Consider the following 1,032-nt stretch of genomic DNA (forward strand, 5'->3'; position numbering starts at 1 on the left):
ACCCGGCCCTCACCCTCGACGACGCCTGGCGGACCGAACAGACGTTGGTGTCCTACCGCTACGACGGACGTTTCCGACTGATCGAAGCGACCAATGCCGCCGGTGAAAGCGAACGCTACGACTACGACGACCAGCACGTCATTCTCCAGCGGCAACTGGCCGGCGGGGCGAGTTTTTATTGGGAGTGGCAAGGCGTCGGGCCGGCGTCCCGTTGCGTACGGCATTGGGCCTCGTTTGCGCAGATGGACAGCCGTTACACCTGGGGCGAGGACGGCAGTGTCACGGTCCGGCACCTGGATGGCAGCCAGGAAGTGTATGTCCACGACAACCGGGCGCGGCTGGTGCGCAAGGTCGAGCCCGACGGCGGCGAGCACCTCAAGGCCTATGACGAACAGGGCCGGCTGATCGCCGAACAAGACCCGCTAGGGGCGGTCCGCGAATACCGCTACGACGAGGTCGGACGGCTGCTGGCGTTGATTCCTCCAGATGAAGCGCCGACGTCCTACGAATACCGTAACGGTTTCCTGCACACCCGTCAGCGTGGCAAGGCCGTATGGACCTATCGCCGCAATGCCCACGGTGATGTGATCGCCAGCATCGATCCCGACGGCCAGCGTACGGAATATGCCTACGACGCCCACGGGCAACTGCTGGCGAAGTATGACCCGGACGGCGGCGAACATCGCTTCACCTGGAGTCGCCTGGGCCAACTGACCGAAGAAATCCTGCCCGACGGCGGTCGCCGGTGTTTTTCCTACGATGCCCTGGGACGTTTGCTCAGCCGCCGGGACGAACACGGCGCCCTCACGCACTACCAATGGGACGCCGTCGGCCGACTGCTGCAAGTCACCCTGCCCACCGGCGCCATCCGGGCCTGGAGCTACAACGCCTACGGCAAGGTCATCGCCGAGCGCGACGAGCAGGGCCGCACCACCCGCTACGAATACGCCGATGACCTGCACCTGGTCAGCCGTCGCCTGAACCCCGACGGCAGCGAGCTGAAGTACCGCTACGACTCGGCGCGGCTGTTGC

Annotated in this window: 1 pseudogene; it reads left to right on the forward strand. The window is 65.3% G+C overall.

The window, feature by feature from the left end:
• A pseudogene (locus J3361_RS29830) lies at window positions 1-1,032 on the forward strand (RHS repeat protein); the annotation flags it as partial.

This window comes from Pseudomonas sp. OA65 (assembly GCF_017498305.1).
Classification (GTDB): Bacteria; Pseudomonadota; Gammaproteobacteria; order Pseudomonadales; family Pseudomonadaceae; genus Aquipseudomonas; species Aquipseudomonas zanjanensis.